Genomic DNA, 21,893 nt, shown 5'->3' on the forward strand with positions numbered 1-21,893 from the left:
CGTCATGCCCACCCTCTCCTCCTCCGCCCGCGGCACCGCCCGTGCGGCCGCCCGGTCCGCCGTCGCGGTGGCGGTCGCCGCCGGTACCGCGCTGGCCCTCGCGGGCCCCGCCGCCGCCCGCCCGGCCGCACCGGAGGTGACCCTCGCGTCCCTGGGCACCGGCCAGTACCAGTCGGCGTACTCCGAGCGGAACCACGTCCTGTGGGTGACCACCGCCGTCGGCCGGGCCGGTGACCCCTCGGCCCTGCTCAAGGTCGACCCGCGCACCCTGGAGATCGAGGCCGCCTACGCCGTACCGGCCGACGACACCGGCTCCCCCGAGTCGGTCTACGGCGTCGCCGTGGACGACGAACACAACACCTTGTGGACCACCAACACACGGGACAACACGGTGGCCGTCTACAGCCAGCGCACGGGCGAGCGGCTGGCGAGCCTGCCCGACGTCGGCCACGCCCGCGAGGTCGTCGTGGACGCCGCGCACGACACCGTCTGGGCGAGCGGCTACAGCGCCGGCACGCTGGTCGCGTACGACAGCCGCACGTATCAGGAGAAGAAGCGGATCACGGTCGAGGGCTCCGGCCCGGCCGGACTGGCCGTCGACGAGCGCACGGGCACCCTCTACGCGGCCGACCTCACGGGCGACCGCATCATCCAGGTCGACCGGGGCTCGGACACGCCCACGTTCATCGCCACCGGGGACGGCCCGATCTCCCTCTCCCTGTCGAAGAACGGACGCACGGCGTACACCGCCGACCAGACCGGCGGCGACGTGTCCGTCGTCGACCTGCGCAAGGGCACGGTCACCAGGACCGTGCAGACCGGCGCGGGGGCGCTGTCCGTCGCCACGGACGACCGCACGGGCGACGTCCTGGTGGTCAACCGCACGGACGCCACGGTGTCCGTCGTCGACCCCCGCAAGGGAACCGTGAAGCGCACGGTCACCACCGGCGCCAACCCGAACCACATCGAGATGGCCGACGGCACGGCGTACGTGGTGGACAAGTCCGGAGCCGGCGAGAACGGCACGGACCAGGTGACACGCATCCGCTTCCGCCGCTGAGAGCGGCCGGTACCACTGAGGGCGGCGGGGACCGGTCCCCGCCGCCCTCAGTGGCTGCTCCCCGCCGTCAGTTCCCGGCCGCGAGCGCCTCCGGCAGGCGTACGCCGAGGCGTTCCGCGTGGGACGTCAGGTCGGCGCGGACCTTCGGGGCCACCGGTACGCCCTGCGTGCCGCGTTCGGCGGCGATCCCGGCGCTGCGCTCGCCGGGGTAGTGGACGCCGTCCGCGCCGTCCGCGACCGGCAGTGCCTTCAGTGTGCCGAGCGTGGCGTCGACGGCGGTGGTGAAGTCCCGCGTGCCGCCGCCGAACGCGGCCGGGTCCAGGGCGATCAGCAGCGCGTTCTGGCGGTGCTTGCGTCCTGCCGGGTCGTCCGAGTGGAACGCCGCGAAGATCGGGGCGCCGACCAGGACGCTGGTCAGCAGCTCGAAGGTGAGCGACATGCCCGAACCCTTGGCACCGCCCAGCGGCAGCGGCATGACCGCCTGTTGCGGGTCGGTGGTCGGGGTGCCGTCCGCGGTGGCCGCCGCACCTTCCGGCAGCGGAGTCCCGGCTGCCTTCGCCTGGCGGATCTTTCCCAGGGCGATGGTGGCGGTGGCCATGTCGAGGAGCAGCGGGGGGCGGTCCGACGACGAGGCGCCGGGGACCGCGACCGCCAGCGGGCTGGTGGCCACGGCGGCGCCCTTCACGCCGGTGTAGCCCATGTTCGGCATGCCGGCCACGAAGCCGATGCCGACCAGGCCCTGGTCGGCGATCCGCGACACGTAGTAGCCGAGGGCGCCGGTGTGCACGGTCTCGCGCACCCCGACGGCGGCCACGCCGTTGGTCCGCGCCCGGCGCACCGCCTCGTCGGCGGCGGCGGTCAGGGCCACCGGCCCGGGCGCCCGGTCGGCGTGCAGGACGGTGGCCGCGGGCGCGCCCGGCTCGGTCCTGAGGTCGGGCTCGGCGTTGGCCACGCCCTTGGCGAGCAACTCCAGGTAGGCGGGAACGCGGGCGATGCCGTGCGAGTCGACGCCACGCAGCGCCGCCCAGACGAACACGTCGGCGGTGGTGCGGGCGTGCTCCGCGCTCAGGCCCCCTTTCTCGAGGAGGGCCGCGGAGAAGGTGCGCAGGTCCTCGGCGGGGACGCGTACCTTGCCCGGCTTAGGGGTCGGGGTGTCGGTCATGGTGGGCAGACTCTCCTGATCAGCGGGTGACGAGGACGTCGACGACGGCGGTGGTGCCCTCCGCGACGGCCTTCAGCGCGCGCTCCAGGGCGGGCGCGAGGGCGTCGGCGGTGTCGACGGTCTCGGTGTGCATGCCGAACGGCTCGGCGAACTGGGCCAGTCGCGGCAGGCGGTGCAGGTCGGTGCCGAGCCACTCGCCGGTCTCGGCCGCCGCGCCCTCGGGGTAGAACCTGCGGTGGTTGAGGTTCATCGACTTGTAGACGCGGTTGTTGAAGACCACGATCAGCACCGGCAGGTCGTAGGCCTTCGCGGCGTCGTACGACGGGATCACCGGGTTGTAGGTGAACGCGCCGTCCCCGACCGTGAAGACCACCGGGCGGTCCTCGGCGGCGAGCTTGGCGCCCAGCGCGACCGCGATGCCCTGGCCGAGCCCGCCCTGCACGTAGAAGTACGAGTCGGGCGCGGCGGTCTTCAGATGCCGCTTGACGGTGCGGCTGTGCGTGATGGTCTCGTCGACGACGATGCCGTCCTTGCCGTCGAGCAGCCTGCGCAGCGTCGCGGCGACCAGCACCGGGTCCACGCCCGCCGCCCGCGCCGACTGCTCCGCCCTGGACTCGGCGGCGGCGATCGCGGCCTGTTCGGCGGCGAACCGCTCCTCCTGCGCCGCCCGGCGCGCGGCGACCGCGGTCCCGTCGAGATCCTTCGCCCGCTTGGCCAGCTGGCGGAGGGTGTTGGCGACGTTGCCCTCCAGGTACACGTCGGCGAACAGCACCTGGTAGACCACGTGCGGGCGCTGCGGGACCTGGTCGATGACGACGATCTTCGCCTTCGACGGCTTGCGGCTCGGCGGGTAGAACGGGACGCGGCAGTTGACCAGGAGGATCAGATCCGCCTCGTCCATCCACGGTCCGATGTCGCTGCCGGCGTGCAGCGGGTGGGTGCGCGGGAAGTTGCCGCACACCGCCGAGTCGGGCTCGACGACCGGGATGTTCCACGCCTCGGCGAAGGCGACGAGCGCTTCGAAACCGCCGTCCTCACGGCCGGCCGTCTCCGTGACGATCACCGGGTTCTTCGCCTCGCGGATCATCCGGGCGACGGGGTCGACCTCTTCGGGCGAGCTGTGCAGGGAGCCCGGCCTGACGATCTCCTTCGCCTCGCGGCCGTCCCACTCCTCCAGAAGGATCTCCAGGGGGATGTTCAGGTAGGCGGGGCCCTGTGGGGCCCGCCACGACAGCTCCGCCGCCCGGGTGATCATGGTCGGCAGCGTGTGCACGCTGGCGGCCTCGTTCGCCCACTTGGTGAACGGCTGCGCGATGTTGTGCGGTCCTCCCACGATCGAGAGGTTGCGGTACCACTGGCCGCCCGGGTCCTGCCCCGGCCCGTCTCCGTAGGTGCTCGACTCCGAGGAGGTGACCACCATCGGCACGCCGGCCAGGAGGGCGCCGTGGACCGCCATCGAGCCCTGCAGCAGCCCGGGGGCCGCGTGCAGGAGCACGCCCTGCGGGCGTCGCTTGACCAGGCCGTAGCCCGTGGCCATGCCGACCGCCACCGTCTCGTGGGTGAGGTCCAGGTACTTCGGCGCCGGCTCACCGTCGCGGTGGCGCCGGGCCAGGGACTCCCATACCGGGGCCCACTCGGACCCCGATGAGCAGAAGATGTAGTCGGCGCCGACGGCGTTGAAGGCGGAGACGACGGCGTCACCGCCGTCGGCGCCCGGTTTCTTGTTGGTGTCCGTCATCTCTGGTGTGTCCTCAGCCCTCGATCGGCCAGTCCAGAACCTCGGAGATACCGCGGCCCATGATCCATTCAAGTTCTTCGGGCGTGAAGTCGTAGTGCTTGGTGAACTGCTCGATCGTGTCGGTGTAGGTGATGCCGTGACCGAGCAGGCGGGTGATGTCGGTGCCGTAGAAGCAGCGCTGCGGCCCCATCCTGTCGACCATCTCGCGCACGTACTTCTGGATGTTCAGGTTCGGGAACGGCTGCGTGGAGTACCCCGGCAGCGCCGAGACCTTCACGTAGATGTTCGGGTGCGGGGCGAGGTCCGCGGTCTCCGAGACCCAGTAGCCGATCGCGTCGTCGACGCAGCGGGCCATGATGCCCATGTGGTCGATGATGATCTTCAGCTCGGGGTGCTTGGCGGCGATCTCGCCGAGCTCCTTCTTCCAGATCGGCGCGTGGACCATGGTGGGCACGCGCAGTTCCTCGGCGACCGGCCAGTACCAGTCGTTGGTGCCGTCGATCATCCAGTTGCGGTCCTGCGGGCGGTGGAAGGTCAGTCGGGTGCCCTTGATGTGCGGGTTCTGGGCGAAGTCCTTCAGCATGGCCGTGCCCTCGACCTCGTTGTCCTGCGGGACACGGGCCATGATGCCGAAGCGGTCCGGGTGCGCCTCACACGCCTCCAGGGCGTAGTCGATGCGGTTGCCCTCCCAGGACGGAGGCAGGATCAGCGCGCGGTTGACGCCGGCCTCGTCCATGAGCTCGAGGGCCTCCTCGTACGAGAAGGGCTCCTCGCGGTGGCCGTTGAGGCGGATGCGCTCCCGCGCGCCGGGGACCCAGGGGCGGTCCGGGGTCTCTTCCTTCCAGATGTGGATCTGGGTGTCGACGACGAACATGGCGTGGGCTCTTTCTCTCGGCTTGTCGAACGGAGTGGTGCGAGGTGGTACGCGGTGAACGCTAGGCGGGTGGAGGGCCCTTGCTAAGTCACGGGCGCGCAACCACTTGTTGCGCGCGAAGGCGCTGTTCGGAGGGCATTTCCAGGTTGCTTCAGGCGTCGGTGAAGACGGCCCCGACGATGTGCTCGGCGATGGCCATGGAAGCCGTGGCGGCCGGTGAGGGCGCGTTGCGCACGGCGGTGATCCGGCCGACCTGATGGATGCGGAAGTCGTCGACGAGGGTGCCGTCGGGGTCCAGCGCCTGGGCCCGTACGCCGGCCCCGCCGCGGACGACGTCGGCGACGCCCACCCCGGGCACGTAGTGGCCCGCGTCCTTCATGAAGGCCGCCACGGACAGCGAGCCCCGGTACTCCTTGATGCCGGTCCGCCAGTGCTGCGCCGCCATCTTCCAGGAGCCCGGGTAGACGGCCAGCCGGGCGAGGTCCCTCACGGAGATCCTGGAGAGCTTGTAGCCCTCCCTGGCCAGCGCCAGGACCGCGTTCGGGCCGACCTCGACCGAGCCGTCGACCCGAGGGGTGAAGTGCACCCCGAGGAACGGGTAGCGCGGGTCCGGCACCGGGTAGATCAGACCGTTCACGAGATTCGCCCGCTCGGGCTTGAGGAGCATGTACTCACCCCGGAACGGGATGATCTTCGGCTCCTTCTTGTCCTGGGCGAGCCTGGCGACGGAGTCCGACTGCAGACCGGCGCAGAGGACCAGCCGGTCGACGCGGACCCTGTCCTGCCCCGACGCCACGTCGATGCCGCCGGGCATGTTGGTGATCGAGGTGACCGGGAAGCCGAGTCTGACCTCGCCGCCCGCGGCCTCGATGTCCTTGGCGAACTCCCGGGCGATCGCCGGGTAGTCGGTGATGGCGGTGCGCGGGGAGTGCAGGGCCGCGATGCCGCCGGCGTGCGGCTCGATCTCCTTGATCTCCTCCTTGGAGACCTTGCGCAGCTCGGGCACGTGGTTGTTCCTGGCCCGCTCGTAGAGGTTCTCCATCCGGCCCAGCTCGTCCTGACGGACCGCCATGACGAGCTTGCCGATCTCCTCGTACGGCAGCTTGCGGTCCTGGCAGTACTCGCGCAGCAGGGCCACACCCCGCACGGTCAGGTCGGCCTTGAGACTGCCGGGCGCGTAGTAGATGCCGGCGTGCACCACACCGGAGTTGTGGCCGGTCTGGTGGACGGCGACCCGTTCCTCCTTCTCCAGGACGACCACACGGGTGCCGGGGCGGCTCAGGGCGATGTGGCGTCCGGTGGCCAGACCCACGATGCCGGCGCCGACGATGCCGATCGTCTCGTCAGCCATCGGCATCCTCCTTTCTGTTGGTGCTGCTCCCGCCGCGCCTCTCAGGCACCGAAGTGGACGGCGACCGTCTTGACGCGGGTGGAGAAGCGCAGGACTTCCTCTCCCTGCTCCTTGTACGCCGTCCCGGAGTCCCGGAACCCTCCGAAGGGCAGGTGGACGTCCCAGCCGGTCGTGGTGGTATTGACCGCGACCTGCCCGCACTCGGCCTCGTCGGCGAAGCGGTGGGCGGCGGCCAGGTCGCGGGTGAAGACGGCGGCGGCGAGACCGTAGACGGAGTCGTTGACGGCCTCGACGGCCTGTGCGAAGTCGTCGACCCTGCGGACGGCGAGGACCGGGCCGAAGACCTCGTCCCGCCAGATCGCCATGTCGGGAGTGACATCGGCGAGCACGGTCGGCTGCACGTAGCAGCCGTGCACGCGGTCGCCCTCGGTGTCGGCCCCTCCTCCGGTGAGGACGGTGGCGCCCTCTTCGACCGCCTTGTTCAGATCGGCGAGGACGCTGTCGCGCTGCCGGGGGCTGGACAGCGGGCACAGCGTGGTGGCCGGGTCGCCGCCCGGACCGGCCTTGAGGGTCCCGACCTCGGCGACGAGCAGCCGTATGAACTCGTCGTACACCGGCCGCTCCACGACGACGCGGCTGGTGGCGGTGCAGCGCTGGCCGGCCTGCCCGAAGGAGGCGGTGACGACGCTTTTCGCGGCGAACGCGAGGTCGGCGTCCCTCAGGACCGCGGAGGCGTTCTTGCCGCCCAGCTCGCCCTGGAAGCGGACGTTGCGGTCGGCGAGGCGGCGGCGGATGCGGTTGCCGACGGCGTTGGACCCGGTGAAGGTGACCCCGGCGATCCGGTGGTCGTCGAGCAGCGCCTCCTCGATCTCGGCGGTGCGCCCGGTGACCACGTTCAGCACCCCGGCGGGCAGCCCCGCGTCGTGCAGGGCGCGGGCCAGGTGCAGCCCGGAGATCGGGGTCTCGGTGGCCGGCTTGAACACGGCCGCGTTGCCGGTGGCGAGCAGCGGGGCGAGCTTGCGGGCCGGGGTGATCAGCGGGTCGTTCCACGGGCTGACCACGAGGATCACGCCGATGGGCTCGCGCTGGGTGTGAGTTCGGGTGTCCGGGCGGGCGTCGTGCAGGAGGGTGCCGTAGCCCTGGCGGGCGAGGCCGGCGTAGTACTCGAAGAAGTCGGCGGCCTTGAGGGTCTCGCCGCGGGCCTCGGCAAGGGTCTTGCCGTTCTCGGCGGTGACGTCGGCGGCGATCTCGTCCACACGCTGCCGGATCAGCCGGGCGGCCTGGGTGAAGACCCGGGCCCGCTCGAAGGGGCTGGTGCGCTTCCAGGCGGTGAAGGCGCGCTCGGCGTGGTCGTAGGCGCGGGTGACGTCCTTCGCGGCCAGTGCCGGGATCCGCGCGAGCGGCGTACGGACGTCGGCCGGGTCGTGGACGTCGATCCACTCGCCCGTCGTCACCCACTCCCCGCCGGAAAGGATTTCCTGGGTTCGCATGGAGGCTCACTTCCTTCGTCGGTGCCGAGTGCGACGACACACCATGCGGGGGTGGGCTCACCAGCGTCCCGGGGGCAGTCATTGGTTGCGCTGTGCGCAGGTCGGAGGGCGGGGAATCCGTGCTGGAATCGGCGACGTCAACCTGAGTTCGTCCCCGAAGGAGACACGGACATGCCCTATGCGGTCGTCGCCCACTACCGCTGTGCGCCGGAAGACGATGCGGCGGTGCGGGTCGCGTTGCGGGAGATGCGGGAGCGTACACGGGGGGAGCCGGCGAACCTCGCGTACGAGGTGCATGCGGAGGCGGGGGTGCCGGGGAGTTTCGTGCTGTACGAGCTGTATGTGGACCGTGCGGGTTTCGATGCGCACAGCGCGGCACCGTACTTCGCGGAGCTGATCGTCGAGCGGGTCCGCCCGCTGCTGACGGAGCGGACGGTGACGTTCGCGGAGGTGGTGTAGGGGGCGCGGGGGATTTCTTTGGCCCCCGCCGCCTCCCGGCCCCACCCGCACCCTAGAACTCGTTGCCCCACACGTATCGCGCCACCGTCTCCACCAGTACCAGCTTGCGCCGCTGCTGCTCCGCGTCCAGCAGCGGCCGTCCCCCCACATCCGCGAACCCCCGCGACGGAGCCACCGCCCCGTCCTCCAGGTCCTTGACCTCCCCCACCGCGTCCAACCGCGCCATCACCGTCTCGACCTCCTCCAACCCCCCGGTCGTCGCATCGACGACCCCGAGGCAGAAGTCCCGGTCGTCCGGCAGCACCCGCACCAGCTGCAGCTCCGCCTCCGTCCCCCGGTCGAACGGCAGCACCCACCGGTCCGCCCGCACCCCGTCGTAGAGCCGCTCGACCCGCGCCCGGTCGACCGCGTCGGGCGCCGCATACCCCGGCGCCACCCCGATCCGTACGCCCTCGGGCCGCTCGTCCAGCCGCACGGCGAGCCCGTCGACGGCGAGCGCGTCCTCGAAGGACAACGCACCCGCAGCACCCGCCGGCTCCGCCGCGACCTGTCCGAGCAGCAGCGGGTTGTTGAGCTGGATCAGCCGCACCCCCTGGGACACCAGCCGCGCGATCTCCGCCCGGACGATCTCCGCAAGCGCCTCCCCCAGCTCCCGCGCGGACCCCGGCCCGCCGCTCCCGACGCGCGCCGGGTCGAACGTCGTGGCAGCGAGGTACGCCGGCGAGGGCAGCGCCACCTTCGGCGCGATGACGGTCAGTTCCGCGAGCCGTGCCGCCCAGTCGCCGACCAGCGGCCCGTCCGCCTTCGGCAGGGACTCGGCGACCCAGCGGACCTGCCCGTCGGCGTCCGCCTCGTCCGTGCGGCGGAACCCGGTCGTCCCGTCCAGGACGGCCGAACGCCAGTCCTCGCGCGGGAAGTCGCCGTCGGTGACGACGGTCGAGCGCAGCTTGCGCTGGAGGACCACCGCCTCCTCGACCGCCTTCTCCTCGGCCACGCGCAGCGCCTCCGGGTCACCGGCGGCCCGCGCGGCGACCAGCTCCGCGGGGCGCACCAGGCTGCCGTGGTGGTCGATGCGGTAGTTGAACGTGTCGGCCATGACTCACGCGTCCTTTCCGGACGTCTCGGGGGCCGCGGCGGCCCCGGCGGCCTCGTCGTCGGCAGCCGGCCTCCCGGCCACTCCCCACGCGGCGAACTCCAGTTCGTACCCGAGTGCCGCGAGCACGTCCTCGGCGATCCGCTGGTCCTCCTCGGCCGTGCCGCCGGCGATGCCGAGGCCGCCGATGATCTCGCCGTCCTTCTTGATGGTGACGCTGCCCTCGGTGGCGAGAATCGGCATCGAGGCACCGGGCAGCTGGGAGAGCTGGGAGAAGAAGACGGGCTGGCTCTCCTGCCACTTCTTCAGCATCTTGCCGGGGCGCTGCATGATCGCTGCGGTATAGGCCTTGGCGCGGGCGATGTCGGGGGTGAGCGGGCGGGCGCCGTCGGGGCGGCGGATGGCCACGGGGAAGCCGCCGGCGTCGACGACGGCCACGCTCACCGCCTTGCCGATCTCGCGGGCGCGCTGGGACGCGGCGGCGATGATCTCCTCGGCCGCGTCGAGAGTGAGGGTGCTCATGCTGCTTCCTTGTCCTGGTCCTTGCGTCACTTCGCGGTGAGAGTGCGGCGCAGCCGGGTGACGGCCGCGTTGTACTGCGCGGGCGTCTCCCAGTACATGGAGTGCGGGGCACCGGGGACGATCTCCAGGTGCGAGCCGTCGAGGAGTTCGTGGGCGCGGGTGACGGTCTTCACGCCGAGCACCGCGTCCTTCTCGCCCGCGAGGAAGGCGACCCTGACGCCGGAGGCGCGGATCTCCTCCAGCGTGGGTCCGTCGGTGTCGAGGTTGCGCAGATCCTGCATGGTGGCGGTGTTGAAGGTGCCCATCTGCCGGAACAGGAAGGTCAGATCGGCCCGCTCCTCCTGGAACCGCCGGGTGAGCAGCCGGTCGATGACGGGCAGCTTGACGGCCTCGGCCCGGTCGGCGGCGGCGAGTTCCTTCAGCTCCGGGTGACTGATCCCGCCGAGGGAGTGGCCGAGGACGACGGCGCCGACGCGCTCGGGCCGGACCAGTCCGGCGCGCAGTGCGGCGATCGAGCCGATGGACTGCCCGACCACCATGGCGTCGGTGAGGTCCTCCCGGTCGAGGACGGCGACGACGTCGCCGTAGAAGGCCTGGCCGTCGAACTCGGCCTGCGGCCGGGACAGTTCGGTCCTGCCGAAGCCGCGCAGGTCGAGCGTGACGACGGTGAACTCCCGGCGCAGCGCGGCGACCTGCTGCCACCAGGCCGCGTGGTGGCCCCCGGAGCCGTGCACGAAGACGATCGCGGGGCCTTCGCCGTGGCGTTCGTAGTAGATCGACGCTCCGTCGGAGTCGACGTAGGGCATGACAGGGATCTCCTCAAGGTCCGGTCGCGGCGCTTCAGTTGGGGCGCTTGGCGTGGTGGACCAGCTCGATCATGGTGTGGTCGGGGTCGTGGATGTAGCAGAACTTCGACTGGTTCTCGGGCCGCTGGATGGGCCGGGTGTGGCGGATGCCGAGCTCTTTCAGGTGGGCGAGGAAGTCGTCCCAGTCGTCGACCTCGACGGCGAAGTGGTAGGGCGCCATGCGCTCCATCTCCTCGACCGGCGTGAAGTGCAGGTCGAAGTTGCCGCGTGTCATCAGCACCACTCGGGTGTTGGACTTGGGCTGGATGCGCTTCATCCCGAAGACCTTGGTGTACCAGGCGGCGGTGCGGTCGGGGTCGGTGGTGGGGAAGTTGACGTGGTGGATGTAGCGGGGTTCCGCGCTCATGATCGTTCGTTCCCTTCGAGGTGTACGGGGTTGGACAGGACGCCGATGCCGTCGATCTCGACCTCCACGGTGTCGCCGGGCTCCAGCCCGCAGGTGGACTCGGCGCCCATCCACAGCACGTCACCGGGGTGCATGGTGTTGTGCCGGGTGATCTCGACGATGTAGTCGTACGGGTCGAAGACCATGTCGCCGGTGGCGAACCGGGCGCGCTCCTCGCCGTTGACGCGGAGCGTGGTGGTGGCGGCGAGGGCGTCGGTGTCGGTCTCGATCCAGGGGCCCATCGGTTTGAACGTGTCGGCGTTCTTGCTGCGCCAGAAGGTGCGGTCCTGGTGCTGCCAGGTGCGGGCGCTGACGTCGTTGCCGAGGGTCCAGCCGAAGACGGCGGCGCGGGCCTCGTCGCGGGTGGCGTGCCGGATCGTCCGGCCGATGACGGCGACGAGTTCGGGCTCGGCCTCGAAGCGGCCCTCGACCTCGGCCGGCCGGATGATCGGCGAACGGTGGCCGGTGAGCGCGTTGTTGGCGCGGTAGCCGACCTCGGGCCGCTCGGGCGTGACGGCGGCGGGGTTGCCGAGCGCGGCGGCGTGCGCGATGTGGCGCGGGTAGTTCATGCCGACGGCGTAGAAGACCGGGGGCACGACCGGCGGCAGCCACTCGGCCCCGGCGCGCGGCACCGTGCCGAGGACGGCCGGGTCGCCGCCGTCCAGGGGCGAGCCGGACAGCAGCTCGATGTCCGACTCCCCCACGCGGCCCCAGACCGCCCGGCCGCCGACAAAGACACGGGTGTACCTCATGGCCGTCGCCTCAGCCGGCCAGCAGGTGCGAGACCCGCTTGGTGATCAGGTACGCGTCCAGCGCCTCGGGGCCGCCCTCACGTCCGTAGCCGCTGTCCTTGACGCCGCCGGAGGGCGCCTCGTGGACGGAGCCGCCGCAGTGGTTGATCGAGAGGATGCCCGCCTCCAGGCCGTCGGAGAGTTTCTCGGCGGTGGCGGCGGACTTGGTGAACCCGTAGGCGGCCAGGCCGTACGGCAGTGCGTTGGCGGTGCGCAGGGCGTCGTCGAGGTCGGTGAAGGGGACGATCGGGGCGAGCGGGCCGAAGGGCTCCTCGGAGAGCAGCGCGGCGTCGGCGGGGACGTCGGTGAGGACGGTCGGCGCGAAGTAGTACCCGGGGCGGTCGAGGCGCTCGCCGCCAGTGCGGAGCGTGGCGCCGCGGCCGGTGGCGTCGGCGGCCAGCCGTTCGATCGCCCGCAGCCTGCGTTCATTGGCGAGCGGGCCCATCGTGGTGCCCGGCTCCAGACCGTCGCCGACGGTGACCGACTCGGCGGCCTTCACGAATTCCGCGGTGAACTCCTCGATCACGCTCTCGTGGACGAGGAAGCGGCTGGGCGAGGTGCACACCTGGCCGGCGTTGAAGAACTTGGCCTGGGCGGCACGGCGGGCGGCCTGCGCCGGGTCGGCGTCCGCGCAGACGAGCACGGGGGCGTGGCCGCCGAGCTCCATCAGGGAGGGCTTCATGACCTTGCCGGCCTCGGCGGCGAGCAGCTTGCCGACGGGGACGGAGCCGGTGAACGCGATCAGCCGGGTCACCGGGGAGGCGATCAGGTGGGCGGAGACCTCGGCGGGTTCGCCGAAGACGAGGTTGAGGACACCGGCGGGCAGTCCGGCGTCGGCGTAGCAGGCGACGAGGGCGGCGGCGGTGGCCGGGGTCTCCTCTGAGGCCTTAAGGATGAGGGAGCAGCCGGCCGACAGGGCGGAGGAGATCTTCCGGTTGGGGCCGCCGACGGGGAAGTTCCAGGGAGTGAAGGCGGCGACGGGGCCGATCGGCTCGCGGCGCACGGTCAGCAGCGTGCCGGGGGCGGAGGGGACGATGCGGCCGTAGGCGCGGCGGGCGTCCTCGGCGTGCCAGCGCAGGGTGTCGGCGGTGCGGCGGGCCTCGCCGGTGGACTCGGCGAGCGGCTTGCCCTGTTCAAGGGTCATCACGCGGCCGATCTCGGCGGCGCGCTCGGCGATGAGGTCGGCGGCGGCGTGCAGGATCGCGGTGCGCCTGGCGACGGACGTCGCGCGCCACACCCTGGCGCCCTGTTCGGCGGCGGCGAGGGCGCGGTCCAGGTCGTCGGGGGTGGCGAGGGGGACCTCGCCGATCACCTCTCCGGTGGCCGGGTTCTCTACGGGGGCGGTGGCGCCGGTGCCGCCCTGGCACCACTCGCCCGCGAGGTACATGCGGACGGCGGGGTAGCCGCGGTCGGTGGTCATGGGTGGGCGTGCCTTTCCGGGCTGCGGGTGGGTGGTGATCAGGCCGGTGCGTCGGCGTCGCGGTTGGTGCGCAGCGCCCAGATGTGGTGCGGCGGGGTGGTCTCGTGCACCCGGGTTTCGTAGGTGTCGTCGACGCGGTCCATGTCGGCGGCGTACTCGACGCGTCCGCCGCACGGGGCGTGCACGAACCGGAAGACGTTGGAGCCGACGGTGTGACGGCCGAGCTTGCGGGCCTCCCGCCAGCCCCGCTCGATCATGAAGTTGCCGCCTTCGATGACGTCGTCGAAGCCGGGCACCTCGTAGGCGATGTGGTTGACGCCGGCCTTGTCGGGGCGGTGGCAGAGGAGGAAGGTGTGCTGGTCGTCGTCGCCGGAGGCCTGCATGAAGACGCCCATGGGCTTGACGATGTCGACGGCGCGGAAGCCGAGGCGGTCGGTGTAGAAGGCGACGGCCTCCTCCTTGCCGGCCTTGGGGATGTTGAGGGCGACGTGGCACATGCGCAGGGGGTGGGCGCGGGTGAGGGGTTCCAGGGGGGTGTTCCGGCGGTGGACGGCGCCGAGGGTGTTGGCGGGGCGGGGAGTGACGTCGGCGGGGCGGGGGCGGGCGAGGGTGAGGCCGACGCCGAAGCCGGTCTCGTCGGCGGTGTGGAAGACGCCGGCGGCGTCCTCGGTGACCTCGCGGTCGTGGCGGAGGCCGGTGACGAGGCGGGTGAGTTCGTTCTTGGTGTCGACGCCCCAGACGATTTCGCGCAGGGTGTTTCCGGGTTCCACGGGCGGGGGCAGTGCGGGGGTGGGGGCGGTGTCGAGGTGGACGGTCTGGGCGGTGAGGGATTCGAGGACGGCGTGTTCGTCGGTGCGCTCGACGAGGAAAAGGCCGAAGTCCTCGAAGAACCGGACGCATTCGTCGAGATTGTCGATGCCGTAGGTGACCGATTCGATTCTCTGGATTCCCATGGATTCCCTGATTCCTCGCTTGGCGGGTCGGCGGGCGGCACCGGTTCTCCGCGATCGTATGAACGCGGGTTCACCTTTCTCAATGGGCCGGGCGCCCCCGATACCGCAACCGTTTCTTGCACGCCGGGTCGTTTCCCCCGTCACCCCGGCACAGGGCTTCGCCCTGTTTCGCGCGACCAGCCGCACTGCACCCGCACACGCCGACGAACCCCCGCCCCCTCGGGCCTTCCGCGTCACCTTCAGTCGTGACCGAGCGCCGGCATCGGGTTGCTCGAGAACCAGCCCGTGAGGAACTCCAGGAAGACCGAGATCTTGCGCGGGGTCGCCTGGCCGGGGCCGTAGATGGCGTACAGGGGGCGGTCGGGGACCGGGATGTCGGGGAGCAGTACCTGGAGCGCGCCCGAGAGGAGGTCCTCGTACGCGGGGCGTTGCGGCAGCAGCGCGATGCCGCGGCCGTGCACCGCCGCCTTCTGCAACGCGATGTACGAGTTGGACGAGAACGCCACGTTGCGGATCTTGTGCAACGTGGAGGCATGGCCGTGGCCGAGCCGCCACACGGGATCGTTGAGGTGCACGAGGCAGTCGTGCGCCGCCAGCCCGTTGGGCTCGGTGAGCGGCCCCTCCCGCTCCAGGTACTCCTTCGCCGCGCACAGCACGAAGGGCAAGGACGCGATCTTCTTCAGCCGCACGCTGGAGTCCCGCAGGTCACGCGTGTGGAAGGCGACGTCGAACCCGCTGTCGAGGAAGTCGTACGTACGGTCCGACATGCCCCCAAGCTCGAAGCGCACCTGGATCTTGGGGTGCGCGGCGGAGAACGCGGCGATCGCGTCGCCCAGGTCGAGGCTGCCGATCCACTTGGGGCAGATGATGCTGAGCGCACCCTCCGCCCGGTCGTGGGAGTCGGCGAGGCTCGCGTCCTCGGCCTCGATCTCGTCCAGGATGCGCGCGGCGAACTCGGCGTAGCGCAGCCCCGGCTCGGTGAGGCTCACCGAGCGGGCGGTGCGATTGACGAGCCGGACGCCCACCTGCCGTTCGAGTTCGGCGACGTGGCGGGAGACCAGCGAGCCGGACGACCCCAGCTTCTTGGCGGCGCCGCTGAAGCTGCCGACCTGCGCGACGGTGACGAAGCTGTGCATGAGGAGCAAGCGGTCCATGTCTGTCTTTCCTCGTGGGCCCTACTGGGGGCAGTACTGGGGTGCCTCGCTCAGGTTGTCCTTCGTGACCAAGAGAAGAGGAATGTTTGCGATCTTGTCAACGTTTTTGGTGTCCTTCTCATTTTTGTCCAGCAGCGCGATCGAGTCCTTGACCGCGGTCTGCCCGAGAACGAGCGCCGAGTTCGCGACCGTCGCCGCGAACTCGCCCTTCTCGACCGCGGCGAGCCCTTCGTCCGTACCGTTGACGGTGACGATCTCGACGTCTTTCGCCCCCGCCGCGTCGAAGGCCTTGCGGACGGAGAAGGCCATCTCCTCGTTGGCGACGAACGCGTAGTCCAGGTCGGGGTGGGCCTGGATCATGTTCTCGGCGACGTCCTGCGCTTTGGCCGGGTTGAACATGCCGGGCTGGTTGGAGACGACCTTCGCGGTCGTGGGCAGGGCGTCCTCGAAGCCGTTGACCAGCAGGTCGGAGGCGGCCCCGGGCGCGCCGGCGACGATGCCGACGTTCACCTCCCGGTCCCCGGCGTCCTTCGCGACCCAGCCGGCGTCCAAGGCGCCCACCTTCTTCAGGTCCACGACGGCGGCGCCGAGCACGTCCGTCATGTCGTCGGTGGCCACGGAGGTGAGGTAGATCGGCACGCCCGCGCTCTTGGCCTTGGCGATGTCGCCCTCGAGCGCGTCCACGTTGACGGTCTGCACGATCAGCGCGTCGACGTTGCGGGAGATCATGTCCTCGATGTTGGACAGCTCCGTCCCGGCGTCCTGCTTGGAGTTGGCCGAGTAGACGGTGGCGTCCTCCTTCTTCGCCGTCTGCTCGACGGACTTCAGCAGACAGGTGTGGAAGGCGGTGTTGGAGCCGTTGACGAAGCCGAGCGAGACGGAGCCGTCGGCGGCGCCGCCGCTGTCCTTGTCCGAGCCGCAGCCGGTGAGCACCAGGGCGGCGACGCCGAGGAGCGAGACCGCGGCGGCTCCGGGACGAGGGGAGATGGATCTCATGGGTGGGACCTTTCCTGCTTCATCGAGGGAAAAGGACTGAGGGAAACTGAGGGAAAGGGGGGGTGGAAAGAGGGGGGCGGAACAAGAAGGCGGCTCGCCGCGCTAACGGCTGTCCGGCGCGGCCGACTTGCGCTGGATCTCGTTGACGATCGCGGCCACCAGGAGCACTCCGCCGGTGACGACGAGCTGGTAGTTGCTGTCGACCTGGAGGAGGTTGAGCGCGTTGCCGACGACGCCGAGCAGCACCACGCCGAGGACCGTGCCGACGACGCTGCCGTGGCCGCCGGCCAGTGAGGTGCCGCCGATGACCACGGCGGCGACGGCGGTCAGCTGGGTCTGCAGCCCGGCGGTGTTGGGGGCGGCGGCGCCCAGCCGGGAGAGCAGCATCAGCCCCGCGAGCCCGGCCAGCACCCCGGCGAGCCCGTAGAGGGCGAGCTTGCGCCCGGGGACGTTGATGCCGCTGAGCCGGGCGACGTGCTCGTTGCCGCCCATGGCGAAGGCGTCCCGGCCGAAGGTGGTGAACCGCATGGTCAGCCCGGTCGCCGCCAGGACGAGCACGGCCACCACGGTCAGATACGGCACGCCGAGCAGTTCGTCGTTGCCGAGGGCGGTCATCCGGTCCCCGGTGGTGACGCTCATCCCGTCCAGGACGAGCAGCGCGACCCCGTCGAGCAGCATCGCACTGGCGAGCGTGGCGACGAACGGCGCCACCCTGGTGAAGGTCACCACCGCTCCGTTGACCAGGCCGACGAGGGTGGCGAGCAGCAGACTGACGAGAACGGTGGCGGGGGTGGACCAGCCGTCGTGCAGCAGCTGGGCGGCCACGCAGAGGGTGACGGCGGCGTTGCTGCCCATGGAGAAGTCCATGCCGCCGGCGGTCATCAGCAGGGTGAGTCCGGCCGCGATGACGGCGTTCACGCTGACCTGCCGCAGCACGTTGAGCAGGTTCTGCGAGGTGGTGAACGAGTCGGCCTGGACGGCGGTGAAGAGCACGACCAGGACGAGGACGAGGACCAGACCGCCGTGCGGGACGTGCAGCAGTCTCCGGGGCGCGAGCCGGGACGCGGGCGGCGTGGGCGGACCGGCCGCGACGTCCGGGGCGGCGGCGGGCGTCTTGAGGCTCACTGGGACTGACCTCCGAGTGCGGTCGCGACGAGTTCGTCGCGGGTGATGTCGGTGATGTCATGGACGGCGACCGTGCGGCCGGCGCTGACGACGACCACGCGGTCGGCCAGGCGCATGACCTCCTCGGCGGAGGAGGAGGCGAGCAGGACGGCCACACCGCGGGCGGCGAGGTCGTCGACGAGGCGGTGGATGTCGGCCATGGCGGCGACGTCCACGCCGTTGGTGGGGTCCTCCAGGAAGCAGGCGACCGGCTCGGTCTCCAGCCACTTGGCCAGCAGCACCTTCTGCTGGTTGCCGCCGGACAGGGCGCCGACGGGCGGGTTCCCGGCCAGTGCCCTGACGCCGTAGTCGCGACGGAGCGGGGCGGCGCGGCGCGCGAGGTCGCCGCGCCGGTGCAGTCGACGCCGGGCGAACCGGTCGCCGGCCAGCAGCATGTTCTCGTCCAGCGACATCCCGGCGACCAGGCCCAGGCTGCGGCGGTCGCCGGTCACGCAGCGCAGTCCGCCGGCGAGGGCGGCGGAGACCCGCCCGAAGGGCACGCGGCGGCCGCCGACGCGCAGTTCGCCCCGGTCGGGCCGGCGGCGGCCGGAGAGCAGGTCGAACAGCCGCGACTGGGCGTCGCCCGCCGGTCCGAGGACGGCGACGATCTCGCCCTTGCGCACCTCGACGGAGAAGTCCCGCACCGCCCGGCCGTGGTGCAGACCGCGCACGGCGAGGCCGGTGGCGTCCCCGGGCGCGGGGCGTTCGGGGCGGACGGAGACGACGTCCCGGCCGACCATGCCGCGTACCAGCCCGGCCGCGTCGAAGTCGGCGGCCGGCGCGGAGCGGACCACCTCGCCGTCCCGCATCACGGTGACGCGGTCGGCGAGGGCCATGACCTCGTCGATGTAGTGCGAGATGTAGACGACGGCGACGCCGTCCTCGGCGAGCCGGCGCACCAGGGCGCGGATCTGCCCGGCGGCCTCGGCGCTCAGGCAGGCGGTGGGCTCGTCCAGGATCAGCACCCGGCCGCCGCGGCGGACCTCGCGGGCCACCTCGACCATGGTCTGTTCGGCGACGGTGAGCGCGCCGGCCGGCCGGTCCACGTCGATGTCGATGCCGAGCCCGGTGAGCGCGGCGCGGGCGTCGGCGCGAACCGACTTCCAGTGCACGCGGCCGGCCCGGGTGGGCAGGTCGCCGAGCATGACGTTCTCGGCGACGGTCAGCCCCATGGCCAGTTCCCGGCGCTGCGGGACGCAGGAGATGCCGAGCCGGCGGGCCCCCCGCACGGTCAGCCCGTGCGCGGTGTGCCCGGCCACCTCGACGGTGCCGCCGTCGGGCCGGTGCACCCCGCCGAGCACCTGTACGAGCGTGGACTTGCCGGCGCCGTTCATCCCCATCAGGGCGTGCACCTCGCCCGGGTACAGGTCCAGGTCGACGCCCTTGAGCGCGGCCGCGCCGCCGAAGCTCTTGGTGACCGCCCGCACCCGGACCAGGGCCCGGGGCGCGGTGCCGGACGGGGCACTCATGGCCGCGTCTCCTCCGGGGCCGGCGCGAGGCGCGCGTAGCCGCGGATGTCGGGGAACGGGGGTTCCTTGTCGGCCTGGAGGTCCACCTGGAAGGTGTTGAGGCACATGCCGAGCATGGTGAAGTTGCCGAGCGCGCCGATCGTGTCGACCAGGCCCTTGGGGCCGAAGTGGGCCAGGGCGGCGGCGAAGGTGGCGTCGGTGACGAAGTGGTCGTCGAGGATTTCCCGGCAGAACCGGTAGAACGCCAGGTCGGCATCGTCCTCGAAGTCCGCGTCCGCCTCCCTCCTTTCCGCGATCGCCTTGACGGCGGCCTCGGGAACGCCGGCCTCGATCGCCTGGTGCACATGGGCGTTCCAGGAGTACTGCGCGTCCCAGTTCCGTGCGGCCATCAGCAGGGCCAGCTCGCGCAGGTGCTTGGGGAGGCCGCAGTCGAAGCGGGCGAAGGCGCCGAGGGATTCGGCGCGTTCGCACATCTCGGGGCTGTGCAGCCAGACGCGGAACGGTCCGCGGACCGCGCCCCGACGGCCGGCTATGCGCGCGGCCAATTCCTTCTGGCGCGGGTTCATTTCCTCTTCGGTGAGCACGGGGAGCCTCATCCGGCTGATACCTGCCTTTTCTTTCCGGCGCGCATTTCTCTTCCGGCGCGAATGCGGATTCCGGGGCGGTGCCGGCCGGATTCCGGTGCGATGCCAGCCGACGGTACAGGCGGGCCGGGAGAACACACCCCTCCCGGAGCGCAAGGTAAAACTGCACGCCGGAGGGCACCGGTGGGGGCGGGGCGGGCCTAACGTCGGTCGACGCGACACGCAGGAACCGGACAGACCGGTGAGGCCGGAGAGGAACCCCGATGACCACGATCATCAAGGCCGCGTCCGTACCGCTGATGGACCGCGGTGGGGCCGTCGTGACGACGCCACTGATCACCACGCCGTCGGCCGGCGGGGAGAACCGGATCACGAGCGGGATGAGTGTGTATCCGGTCGGGTCCGGGGCGCCGTTGCACTCCCACAACTGCGACGAGCACGTGACGGTGCTGGAGGGGGAGGCGGAGGTGGTGGTGGACGGTGAGGTGACGCGGCTGTCGCAGTACGACACGACGTATGTGCCGTCGCCGATCCCGCACCTGTTCCGCAACGTCGGGGACGTGCCGTTGCGGATCCTGTGGGTGTACTCGTCCGGGTACGTCACGCGCACGTTCACGGCGACGGGCCGCACGGTGGAACACCTCTCCCCGGCCGACCAGATGGGGTGACGGGTCCCTTTTTTCGCCCCCGGAACCCCAGAAGATGCGCAGTTCCCCGCGCCCCCGTCAGGGGCGCGGGGAACTGCGCGAGAAGCCCCCACCCACCCGCACCCGCCAACGAACCCACCCACCCGAGCTTTCCCGCGCCCGGGGGCCCGGGGGCGGAGCCCCCGGGTTGAGGATGGGACGGGCAGGGGCGGCGGGGGCGAAGAAACTCGGCGCCGAAACTCAGGCCGTGGTCGCCACGGGCCTCGCCGTGTCGTCGCGCGCCGGCCGGGCGCTGCGCAGCGCAGCCACCCCGATGAACACCATCGACGCCGCGCCCGCCAGGGCGAACGCCGTGAAGCCCCAGTCGCCGCGGTCCGCCGCGAGCAGCTGCCCGCCCAGCCAGGGCCCGAACACCGCCCCGAACCGCCCCATCCCCGACGTCCACCCCACCGCGGTCGCCCGGTTCGCCGCACTGGACCGGATCGACACCGTCGCGTAGATCATCGTCTGGGCGCTGTTGAGGAACACCCCGGTCAGGAAGACCACCACGAACGTCAGCGCCAGCGGCATGTGGACGCTGAGCAGGAACACCCCCGCCGCGGTCAGCGCGAACCAGATCGCGGAGATGCGCGGCGCCCCGAACCGGTCGGAGGCCCGCCCCGCGACCAGCATGCCGACGATCCCGCCGAGGTTGAACAGCACCACGAACGTCAGCGCGGACCCCAGCTCGTACCCCTCGCTCCGCATCAGCGTGGGCAGCCAGGTGGCGACACCGTAGACGAGCAGCAGCCCGCCGAAGGAGGCGAGCCAGTACAGCAGCGTCTGGATCCACTCGCCGCCGCGGAAGAGGTTGAAGAAGGAGGCCCAGCGCTCGCCGCCGACCGGGCGGCCGGACGCGGCGGCGGGCAGCTCGACCTCGAAGCGGCGGGCCAGCGCCCCGGCCTCCTCGGTGCGGCCCTGGGCGACGAGGAAGCTCAGCGACTCCGGCATGACCTTGGCGAGCACCGGCACGAAGAGCAGCGGCACCACGCAGACCCAGAACGCCGCACGCCAGCCGAGCGGCTCGACGATCCACAGGGCCACGTAGGCGGAGAGGATGCCGCCGGCGTGGTGGGCGGTCATCAGCAGGCCGATGGTGAGGGCGCCCCGGCCGCGCGGGGCGTAGTCGGAGACCATGCTGATCGCGGTCGGCAGCAGCCCGCCGAGTCCGATGCCGGCGAGGGTGCGGCCGAGGCCGAAGACGGCGACGCTGCCGGAGACCGCGCACAGGCCTGAGGCGAGCGAGAAGAGCGTGACGCAGCCGATCATCAGCTTCTTGCGGCCGACCCGGTCGGAGACCGTACCGGCCGCGAGGGCGCCGACGAGCATGCCGAACGTGGCGTAGCTGCCCAGGTCACCGGCCTGGCCGGAGGTGAGGCCGAGGGCGTGCTCGTCGAGCATGTGCGGCAGCACCGAGCCGTAGATGAACATGTCGAGGCCGTCGAAGAGGACGGCCACCCAGCACAGGCCGACGACGAGGAGGGCCAGTCTGCTCCCGCGGGACGACACGGCGGAGGGTGAGGAGGACATCGTTGTTTTCCTCTCGTCCAGGGGGCGAGCGCCCCTGGAGGGGATCTGACGCGGGTCGTTGCGGCTGAACAGCGGCCGACCCGTTGGTGGCTAGACGCTAAGTTGGCCGTCAGAAAGTGTCAACGTTTTCGTCAACAATCACAGCA

At 71.5% G+C, this 21,893-nt stretch carries 21 protein-coding genes; 3 read left to right on the forward strand and 18 right to left on the reverse strand.

What is annotated here, in order from left to right:
* The first annotated feature begins 4 nt into the window (after positions 1-4).
* The gene (locus OIE12_RS03120) at positions 5-1,060 is read left to right on the forward strand and encodes a YncE family protein (protein WP_329131438.1); all 1,056 of its coding nucleotides are present in this window, start codon (positions 5-7) and stop codon (positions 1,058-1,060) included.
* A 67-nt stretch (positions 1,061-1,127) separates the two neighbouring features.
* Here the strand turns inward: OIE12_RS03120 and OIE12_RS03125 are convergent, their stop codons facing one another.
* The 5 genes from OIE12_RS03125 to OIE12_RS03145 form a co-directional block, all read right to left on the reverse strand.
* Positions 1,128-2,222: an Ldh family oxidoreductase gene (locus tag OIE12_RS03125; protein WP_329131440.1), complete on the reverse strand. Its 1,095-nt coding sequence runs from the start codon at positions 2,220-2,222 to the stop codon at positions 1,128-1,130.
* A gap of 19 nt (positions 2,223-2,241) precedes the next feature.
* Positions 2,242-3,960, reverse strand: coding sequence for a thiamine pyrophosphate-dependent enzyme (locus tag OIE12_RS03130; RefSeq protein ID WP_329131442.1), 1,719 nt, complete (start codon positions 3,958-3,960; stop codon positions 2,242-2,244).
* A 13-nt stretch (positions 3,961-3,973) separates the two neighbouring features.
* Positions 3,974-4,834: an amidohydrolase family protein gene (locus tag OIE12_RS03135; protein WP_329131444.1), complete on the reverse strand. Its 861-nt coding sequence runs from the start codon at positions 4,832-4,834 to the stop codon at positions 3,974-3,976.
* Between the two features lie 151 nt (positions 4,835-4,985).
* Positions 4,986-6,185, reverse strand: coding sequence for an L-2-hydroxyglutarate oxidase (lhgO, locus tag OIE12_RS03140; RefSeq protein WP_329131446.1), 1,200 nt, complete (start codon positions 6,183-6,185; stop codon positions 4,986-4,988).
* 41 nt (positions 6,186-6,226) lie between these two features.
* Positions 6,227-7,675, reverse strand: coding sequence for an aldehyde dehydrogenase family protein (locus tag OIE12_RS03145; protein ID WP_329131448.1), 1,449 nt, complete (start codon positions 7,673-7,675; stop codon positions 6,227-6,229).
* A gap of 171 nt (positions 7,676-7,846) precedes the next feature.
* Here OIE12_RS03145 and OIE12_RS03150 point away from each other — a divergent pair, with 171 nt between their 5' ends.
* Positions 7,847-8,134 (forward strand): putative quinol monooxygenase, encoded by a 288-nt coding sequence (locus OIE12_RS03150; protein ID WP_329131450.1) that lies wholly within the window; start codon positions 7,847-7,849, stop codon positions 8,132-8,134.
* 52 nt (positions 8,135-8,186) lie between these two features.
* Here the strand turns inward: OIE12_RS03150 and OIE12_RS03155 are convergent, their stop codons facing one another.
* The 12 genes from OIE12_RS03155 to OIE12_RS03210 form a co-directional block, all read right to left on the reverse strand.
* The gene (locus tag OIE12_RS03155) at positions 8,187-9,230 is read right to left on the reverse strand and encodes a methionine synthase II (cobalamin-independent)-like protein (RefSeq protein ID WP_329131452.1); all 1,044 of its coding nucleotides are present in this window, start codon (positions 9,228-9,230) and stop codon (positions 8,187-8,189) included.
* Positions 9,231-9,233: 3 nt separating this feature from the next.
* Complete coding sequence (locus OIE12_RS03160; RefSeq protein WP_329131454.1) at positions 9,234-9,749, reverse strand: GlcG/HbpS family heme-binding protein; 516 nt, start codon at positions 9,747-9,749, stop codon at positions 9,234-9,236.
* A gap of 26 nt (positions 9,750-9,775) precedes the next feature.
* Entirely contained in the window at positions 9,776-10,555 is a 780-nt protein-coding gene (locus tag OIE12_RS03165) for an alpha/beta fold hydrolase (protein ID WP_329131456.1), read from the reverse strand.
* Between the two features lie 34 nt (positions 10,556-10,589).
* A complete protein-coding gene (locus OIE12_RS03170; protein WP_329131458.1) occupies positions 10,590-10,961 on the reverse strand; it encodes a VOC family protein in 372 nt (123 codons plus the stop codon).
* A complete protein-coding gene (locus OIE12_RS03175) occupies positions 10,958-11,752 on the reverse strand; it encodes a fumarylacetoacetate hydrolase family protein (RefSeq protein WP_329131460.1) in 795 nt (264 codons plus the stop codon). The genes OIE12_RS03170 and OIE12_RS03175 overlap by 4 nt, the downstream gene beginning before the upstream one ends.
* Before the next feature lie 10 nt (positions 11,753-11,762).
* Complete coding sequence (locus tag OIE12_RS03180; protein WP_329131462.1) at positions 11,763-13,211, reverse strand: NAD-dependent succinate-semialdehyde dehydrogenase; 1,449 nt, start codon at positions 13,209-13,211, stop codon at positions 11,763-11,765.
* A 38-nt stretch (positions 13,212-13,249) separates the two neighbouring features.
* A complete protein-coding gene (locus OIE12_RS03185; protein WP_329131464.1) occupies positions 13,250-14,164 on the reverse strand; it encodes a VOC family protein in 915 nt (304 codons plus the stop codon).
* A 239-nt stretch (positions 14,165-14,403) separates the two neighbouring features.
* A complete protein-coding gene (locus OIE12_RS03190; RefSeq protein WP_329131465.1) occupies positions 14,404-15,318 on the reverse strand; it encodes a LysR family transcriptional regulator in 915 nt (304 codons plus the stop codon).
* 21 nt (positions 15,319-15,339) lie between these two features.
* Positions 15,340-16,314, reverse strand: coding sequence for a sugar ABC transporter substrate-binding protein (locus OIE12_RS03195; protein WP_329131467.1), 975 nt, complete (start codon positions 16,312-16,314; stop codon positions 15,340-15,342).
* 102 nt (positions 16,315-16,416) lie between these two features.
* Positions 16,417-17,439, reverse strand: coding sequence for an ABC transporter permease (locus OIE12_RS03200; protein ID WP_329131470.1), 1,023 nt, complete (start codon positions 17,437-17,439; stop codon positions 16,417-16,419).
* Complete coding sequence (locus OIE12_RS03205; RefSeq protein ID WP_329131472.1) at positions 17,436-18,947, reverse strand: sugar ABC transporter ATP-binding protein; 1,512 nt, start codon at positions 18,945-18,947, stop codon at positions 17,436-17,438. The genes OIE12_RS03200 and OIE12_RS03205 overlap by 4 nt, the downstream gene beginning before the upstream one ends.
* Positions 18,944-19,513 (reverse strand): carboxymuconolactone decarboxylase family protein, encoded by a 570-nt coding sequence (locus tag OIE12_RS03210; RefSeq protein ID WP_329141713.1) that lies wholly within the window; start codon positions 19,511-19,513, stop codon positions 18,944-18,946. Before OIE12_RS03210 ends, OIE12_RS03205 begins: the two co-directional genes overlap by 4 nt.
* Before the next feature lie 281 nt (positions 19,514-19,794).
* Between OIE12_RS03210 and OIE12_RS03215 the strand changes: the two genes are divergently transcribed.
* Positions 19,795-20,199: a cupin domain-containing protein gene (locus OIE12_RS03215; protein WP_329131474.1), complete on the forward strand. Its 405-nt coding sequence runs from the start codon at positions 19,795-19,797 to the stop codon at positions 20,197-20,199.
* A gap of 219 nt (positions 20,200-20,418) precedes the next feature.
* Here the strand turns inward: OIE12_RS03215 and OIE12_RS03220 are convergent, their stop codons facing one another.
* Positions 20,419-21,747, reverse strand: coding sequence for an MFS transporter (locus OIE12_RS03220; protein WP_329131476.1), 1,329 nt, complete (start codon positions 21,745-21,747; stop codon positions 20,419-20,421).
* Positions 21,748-21,893: the final 146 nt, after the last annotated feature.

The organism is Streptomyces sp. NBC_00670, from assembly GCF_036226765.1.
Classification (GTDB): Bacteria; Actinomycetota; Actinomycetes; order Streptomycetales; family Streptomycetaceae; genus Streptomyces.

What these genes read in the sequence shown, in the direction of transcription:
- OIE12_RS03120 (WP_329131438.1), top strand. Translation starts at nt 5, where the DNA reads ATGCCCACCCTCTCCTCCTCCGCCCGCGGCACCGCCCGTGCGGCCGCC.
- OIE12_RS03125 (WP_329131440.1), bottom strand. Translation starts at nt 2,222, where the DNA reads ATGACCGACACCCCGACCCCTAAGCCGGGCAAGGTACGCGTCCCCGCC.
- OIE12_RS03130 (WP_329131442.1), bottom strand. Translation starts at nt 3,960, where the DNA reads ATGACGGACACCAACAAGAAACCGGGCGCCGACGGCGGTGACGCCGTC.
- OIE12_RS03135 (WP_329131444.1), bottom strand. Translation starts at nt 4,834, where the DNA reads ATGTTCGTCGTCGACACCCAGATCCACATCTGGAAGGAAGAGACCCCG.
- lhgO (WP_329131446.1), bottom strand. Translation starts at nt 6,185, where the DNA reads ATGGCTGACGAGACGATCGGCATCGTCGGCGCCGGCATCGTGGGTCTG.
- OIE12_RS03145 (WP_329131448.1), bottom strand. Translation starts at nt 7,675, where the DNA reads ATGCGAACCCAGGAAATCCTTTCCGGCGGGGAGTGGGTGACGACGGGC.
- OIE12_RS03150 (WP_329131450.1), top strand. Translation starts at nt 7,847, where the DNA reads ATGCCCTATGCGGTCGTCGCCCACTACCGCTGTGCGCCGGAAGACGAT.
- OIE12_RS03155 (WP_329131452.1), bottom strand. Translation starts at nt 9,230, where the DNA reads ATGGCCGACACGTTCAACTACCGCATCGACCACCACGGCAGCCTGGTG.
- OIE12_RS03160 (WP_329131454.1), bottom strand. Translation starts at nt 9,749, where the DNA reads ATGAGCACCCTCACTCTCGACGCGGCCGAGGAGATCATCGCCGCCGCG.
- OIE12_RS03165 (WP_329131456.1), bottom strand. Translation starts at nt 10,555, where the DNA reads ATGCCCTACGTCGACTCCGACGGAGCGTCGATCTACTACGAACGCCAC.
- OIE12_RS03170 (WP_329131458.1), bottom strand. Translation starts at nt 10,961, where the DNA reads ATGAGCGCGGAACCCCGCTACATCCACCACGTCAACTTCCCCACCACC.
- OIE12_RS03175 (WP_329131460.1), bottom strand. Translation starts at nt 11,752, where the DNA reads ATGAGGTACACCCGTGTCTTTGTCGGCGGCCGGGCGGTCTGGGGCCGC.
- OIE12_RS03180 (WP_329131462.1), bottom strand. Translation starts at nt 13,211, where the DNA reads ATGACCACCGACCGCGGCTACCCCGCCGTCCGCATGTACCTCGCGGGC.
- OIE12_RS03185 (WP_329131464.1), bottom strand. Translation starts at nt 14,164, where the DNA reads ATGGGAATCCAGAGAATCGAATCGGTCACCTACGGCATCGACAATCTC.
- OIE12_RS03190 (WP_329131465.1), bottom strand. Translation starts at nt 15,318, where the DNA reads ATGGACCGCTTGCTCCTCATGCACAGCTTCGTCACCGTCGCGCAGGTC.
- OIE12_RS03195 (WP_329131467.1), bottom strand. Translation starts at nt 16,314, where the DNA reads ATGAGATCCATCTCCCCTCGTCCCGGAGCCGCCGCGGTCTCGCTCCTC.
- OIE12_RS03205 (WP_329131472.1), bottom strand. Translation starts at nt 18,947, where the DNA reads ATGAGTGCCCCGTCCGGCACCGCGCCCCGGGCCCTGGTCCGGGTGCGG.
- OIE12_RS03210 (WP_329141713.1), bottom strand. Translation starts at nt 19,513, where the DNA reads ATGAACCCGCGCCAGAAGGAATTGGCCGCGCGCATAGCCGGCCGTCGG.
- OIE12_RS03215 (WP_329131474.1), top strand. Translation starts at nt 19,795, where the DNA reads ATGACCACGATCATCAAGGCCGCGTCCGTACCGCTGATGGACCGCGGT.
- OIE12_RS03220 (WP_329131476.1), bottom strand. Translation starts at nt 21,747, where the DNA reads ATGTCCTCCTCACCCTCCGCCGTGTCGTCCCGCGGGAGCAGACTGGCC.